4 protein-coding genes are annotated in these 4,578 nt (G+C 62.6%); 3 read left to right on the forward strand and 1 reads right to left on the reverse strand.

Annotated elements, in window-relative coordinates; all coding sequences use genetic code 11:
* Positions 1–261, forward strand: a 261-nt coding sequence (locus IVA95_RS12405) for a transposase (protein WP_247510734.1), incomplete at its 5' end; no start/stop codon positions are given.
* Between the two features lie 348 nt (positions 262–609).
* On the opposite strand, the gene IVA95_RS12410 is transcribed toward IVA95_RS12405, so the two are convergent.
* Positions 610–2,244 (reverse strand): NAD(P)/FAD-dependent oxidoreductase, encoded by a 1,635-nt coding sequence (locus tag IVA95_RS12410; protein WP_346657997.1) that lies wholly within the window; start codon positions 2,242–2,244, stop codon positions 610–612.
* 164 nt (positions 2,245–2,408) lie between these two features.
* Between IVA95_RS12410 and IVA95_RS12415 the strand changes: the two genes are divergently transcribed.
* Entirely contained in the window at positions 2,409–4,007 is a 1,599-nt protein-coding gene (locus tag IVA95_RS12415) for a GMC family oxidoreductase (RefSeq protein WP_247510736.1), read from the forward strand.
* Positions 4,008–4,014: 7 nt separating this feature from the next.
* Positions 4,015–4,464: a gluconate 2-dehydrogenase subunit 3 family protein gene (locus IVA95_RS12420; RefSeq protein ID WP_247510737.1), complete on the forward strand. Its 450-nt coding sequence runs from the start codon at positions 4,015–4,017 to the stop codon at positions 4,462–4,464.
* The last annotated feature ends 114 nt before the right edge of the window (positions 4,465–4,578 follow it).

Consider the following 4,578-nt stretch of genomic DNA (forward strand, 5'->3'; position numbering starts at 1 on the left):
GACGACGATAGCGGAAAGCGACGCGGCGAGCGCCACATCAAGGGTGGCCGGCGCTGGGTCCGTAACGCCATCTACATGCCCTGCGTTGGCGCAGCCACTAAGAACAATCCCGTTCTGAAGGCCTACTATCAACGCCTGCTTGCCAAGGGAAAGGAGCCGAAGGTCGCTCTCATTGCCTGCATGCGCAAGCTGATCATCATCCTCAACACCATGATCGCACGACGGCAGAAGTGGGATCCCAGTCGATATGCGCTGAGCTGATCGAACAGACTTCTTGATGCGCTCGGTCCTCGGCCGAGCTCATGCAAAGCCAACAGACCGGTGAACGGGCGGGGTCAAGGCCGTAGCCGCCGAAGGCGGGGGCGCGCCAGCGCCAGCCTTGAGGCCGCCCGAGCACCGGGCTACCTCGCCACAGTTGCTCTGATTTGAGAGAGGGCAAACGAAGATGCAAACCTCGGGCGCAATGCGCCGCGAGAGCGCGAAACCGTATCAGCGTCATTGCGAGGAGCGAAGCGACGAAGCAATCCATCTCTCCACTTGCGGCGCTATGGATTGCTTCGCTGCGCTCGCAATGACGGTAGGTAGAGCGTTCGCCGGTACGAAAAAATGCTACCCCAGCCTCAACTCATCATACCCCTTCACCGCTACTTCATCGCACCTGGCGCGGTACGCCGGCGCGCTGCCGCTGTAGCGGGCGACGATACGGGTCTGTTTGCCCTCGACATTGGTGTTGATGCCGGTCATCCAGGAGTTCACCTCGTTCGACAGCAATCCTTCGCCGAGCGCCTTGACATGATCGGTCCACGACTCGACGCCTTCGGGCGTCGCTTCGAGGCGCGTCAGCTTGTTCTTCATCGCAAACCGAAGCAGCCCGGTCACCCAGTCGACACTGTATTCGATGCTGCGCGGAATGTTGCCGAGCGCGGTGTGCGGCCCCATCAGCATCAGCATGTTTGGGAATTCGTGCACCATGATGCCGAGATAGGTCTGCGGTCCTCGCTTCCATTTGTCCTTCAGCCGCGTGCCGCCGGCACCGCGGAAATTGATCTTGTCGAAACTGCCGGTGATGGCGTCGAAGCCGGTCGCATAGATGATGATGTCGAATTCGTAATCCCGTTCGCTCGTCCTGATGCCCTGAGGTGTGATCCGCTCGATCGGCGTCTCGTTGATGTCGACCAGCTCGACATTGTCCTGGTTGTAGACCTCGTAATAGAAGGTTTCGAGCGGCAGCCGCCGGGTGCCAAAGCCGTGATTTTTCGGAATCAGCTTTTCCGCGACGGCCTGGTTGTTCACGCGCTGGCGGATCTTGCGTGCGACGAAATTGGAAATCGTCGCGTTCGCCTTGCGGTCGATCAAGATGTCGCGAAAGTTGCCCTGCCAGATGCCGAAGCCGCGCTCGCTATAGAGCTTTTCATAAAACGCCTCGCGCTCCTCGTCCGACACCTCGAACGCGCCGCGCGGGTCCGGCGTATGCAGGAAGCAGGCAAACGTCTCCTGGCATCGTCTGAATATCTCGAGATAGCCGGCCTTGATCTTCGCTTGGGTCTCCGCGTCGATCTTGCCGTTGTGCAGCGGCGCGCACCAGTTCGGCGTGCGCTGGAATACGGTGAGATGGCCGACTTGGCTCGCAATGGTCTGGATGGTCTGCACGCCGGTGGCGCCGGTGCCGATCACGGCGACGCGCTTGCCGGTAAAATCCACCGGCTCCTTCGGCCATCGTGCCGTATGGAAGGATGCGCCCCTGAAATCCTCGCGGCCTTCAATCTTCGGCAGCGTCGGCGTCGACAACGGCCCGATTGCGGTGATCAGGAAGCGCGCGCTGAAGCGGCTGCCGTCCTCCAGCGTGATGGTCCAGCTCCGCGTGTCTTCCTCGTACGTGGCCGCCGTCACCCGGCTCCGAAACTGGATATCGCGGCGCAGTTCGAATTTATCGGCGACATAATTGAGATAGCGCAGCGTCTCCGGCTGGCCGGCAAAATGCTCCGACCATTCCCATTCCTCCAGCAACTCCTTCGAGAACGAATAACCGTAGGAATAGCTTTCGGAATCGAAGCGCGCGCCGGGATAGCGGTTCCAGTACCAGGTGCCGCCAACATCGGTCGCGGCCTCGAACACCCGCACGCGAAAACCCTGTTCGTGCAGCCGGTAGAGCTGGTACAGCCCCGACATGCCCGCGCCGATGATGATGGCGTCGTAGTCCGGAATCGGCGTCGCTCCCGTGTTTATGGTTTGCTCAAAAGCTATCCGGTCTCGCGCCCGCGGACAAACCGGTATCAAGGCGTGGCAGGGTTGCGTGTTTGTCCCGCCAAGTCAGCCTCGCTCGGCTTTACTGGCGGCCGCATCTGCCCCTATCGTGGAGCCCAGATCGCCCTTAAGGCGACGACAACTCAGGGAGCGAAGCGACCGAAATGAACGATCCCGTTGACGTCCTCATCATCGGCGCCGGCGCGTCCGGCGCGGCGGTGGCGTGGAGCCTGGCTGAAACCAAGATGCATATTCTCTGCCTTGACCAGGGCGGCTGGATGAAGCCCTCGGAATATCCGAGCACGGGGCGCGACTGGGAGGCGAAGTTTTATGGCGAGTGGTCGACCAGCCCGAACGTCCGCGCCCGGCCCGAGGACTATCCGATCAACGACGACAACTCGCCGATCAAGGTCGTGAACTTCAACGGCGTCGGCGGCTCGACGGTGATGTACACCGCGCATTGGCCGAGGCTGCACCCGTCCGACTTCCGGGTGAAGACGCTGGACGGCGTCGCCGACGACTGGCCGATCGATTACGACACGCTGGTGCCGTTCTTCGAAGAGAACGATCGGATGATGGGCGTCTCGGGTCTCTCAGGCGATCCGCTGTCGCCGCTGACCCACCCGCCGATGCCGCCGCAGCCACTTGGACTTTCTGGCCCGCTGATCGGCAAGGCCATGAACAAGCTCGGCTGGCACTGGTGGCCATCCGACACCACCGTCGCGACGATGGACTACGAGGGGCGGGCGCGCTGCATCAATCTCGGCCATTGCACGCCGGCCTGCGCGCAGGGCGCAAAGGCCTCAACCGACATCACCTATTGGCCGCAGGCAATCCGCGCGGGCGTCGAGCTAAAAACCCATTGCCGCGTCCGCGAGATCCTGACCAACGAGCATGGCATGGCCTCTGGCGTCGTCTACTACGACAAGGATGGCGTCGAGCAGTTCCAGCCGGCCGAGGTCGTCATCATCGCCTGCAACGGCGTCGGCACGCCGCGGCTACTGTTGAATTCGGTCTCCGGTCGATTCCCGAATGGCCTGGCCAATTCGTCCGGCCTGGTCGGCAAGAACCTGATGTTCCATCCCTACGCGCAGATCTACGGTTTTGTGAAGGAGCCGACTGACTCGAACCGCGCGCCGCCAACCTGCTTGTGGAGCAAGGAATTCTACGACACCGATCTCTCGCGCGGTTTCGTCCGCGGCTACGGCATCCAGTTCGGCCGCGGCGCAGGGCCGGTGTTCGAGGCCGTCGCGAGCGAGCAAAAGGGCATCTTGCCGTGGGGCGCGGACCATCACCGCGTGTTTCGCAGACTCAACGGTCATCGCCTCGCAGTCTCCGCGATCTGCGAGGATCTGCCCGAAGAGCACAACCGCGTCACGCTCGATCCCGTGCTGAAGGACAGCCACGGAATCCCTGCGCCAAAGATCGATTACACGATCAGCGAGAACAGCCGGAAGATGATGGAGCACGGACTGGCGCGCGGCCGGGAGATTCTCGAGACCGCCGGTGCGACCGACATCTGCATCAACAACCCGATTCCCTGGGGCGGCTGGCATCTGCTCGGCACGGCGCGGATGGGCACCGACCCTGCACGCTCCGTCGTCAACGAATGGGGCCGGTCGCACGACGTGAAGAACCTCTTCATCGTCGACGGCAGCGTGTTCGTGACGTCAGGCGGCGTGAACCCGACCTCGACCATCCAGGCGATCGCGCTCTACGTCGCCGACCAGATGAAGCAACGCCTTGCCAACCTCTTCGACTGAGACCGCCATGCTCGCAACAAATGAATTGACCTCAGCCCAACGCGACGATCTCCGCACCATTGCGGCGATGATCATTCCCGCCAGCGACGAGTACAAGGTGCCCGGCGCCGACGATCCCGCGATCCAGGCCGACATGCTGGTGACGCTCGGGCGCGATACTGCGATGGTGCGTGCCGCGCTCGATCATCTGGCGCGTCTGGCCGGCAAGCCGCTGGCTGAGCTCGATGCCGCCAAGCGCGATGCTATCGCGACGGAGTTCCGCGCCACCGGCGGCGTTGCGGCGGCAACGCTCGTCCGCGTGGTCCTGCAATGCTACTACCGCGACGATCGCGTGCTTCGCTCGCTCGGGCTCGAGCTTCGCGCGCCATTCCCGAAGGGATACACGCTGGAGCAGGGCGACTGGTCGCTGCTTGATCCCGTCAGGGCACAGCCGGCGAAGCTGAGAAGGGCGCCCTAAAGCATGATGAAATTAGATTTGATTGCGACCACGAAGAAGGTGCGCTCCCTCTCCCGCTTGCGGGGGAGGGCTGGGGTGGGGGTGTCTCCGCGGGCGACACTGCCCGAGTGCTTA

The organism is Bradyrhizobium sp. 157, assembly GCF_023073815.1.
In the GTDB taxonomy this organism is placed as follows: Bacteria; Pseudomonadota; Alphaproteobacteria; order Rhizobiales; family Xanthobacteraceae; genus Bradyrhizobium.